This window comes from Nonomuraea sp. MG754425 (assembly GCF_021699195.1).
GTDB lineage: Bacteria > Actinomycetota > Actinomycetes > Streptosporangiales > Streptosporangiaceae > Nonomuraea.
On the sequence record NZ_SSXE01000494.1, the window covers coordinates 1 to 488 of the forward strand.

At 68.9% G+C, this 488-nt stretch carries 1 protein-coding gene; it reads left to right on the top strand.

Annotated features, from left to right (window positions below):
* Nucleotides 1–137 precede the first annotated feature (137 nt).
* Nucleotides 138–488: universal stress protein (locus tag FAF44_RS53655; RefSeq protein WP_237111190.1), on the top strand; the 351-nt coding region annotated here is incomplete at its 3' end.

Here is a 488-nt window from a genome sequence, read left to right on the forward strand (position 1 = left end):
TAAGTCCGGTCGGCTCGCGGGGTGAACTTTGCTGAACCAACAGCCGTCTTCGTGGTCGCCGAGACCATGACCTGTACAGGTATCCGTGCAGTGGGTCAGTGGGTCAGCGTGACAGATGAGGTGAAGGGCGGGCGGCGATGGCCGGACCGATCGTGGTGGGGGTGGACGGCTCCGCGCCGTCCCACGCGGCGGTGGAGTGGGCGGCCCTCGATGCGCGGCGAAGACGGTTGCCGCTGAAGATCGTGCATGTGTGCGAGCAGTGGCAGGACAATGTCAACGGCAGGAAGTATTGCGCGGGGGTGCTGGAGGCGGCCGTCGGCAGGGCGCAGGCGCTGGACGCGGGGATCGAGGTGGACGCCGAGATGCCCGGGGGAAACGTCGTGGAGAGCCTGATCGCCCAGGCCGTGCGGGCCGACAGCATCGTGCTCGGCAGCCGTGGGGTGGGCGGGTTCTCCGGGCTGCTCCTCGGGTCGGTGACCCTGGGTGTC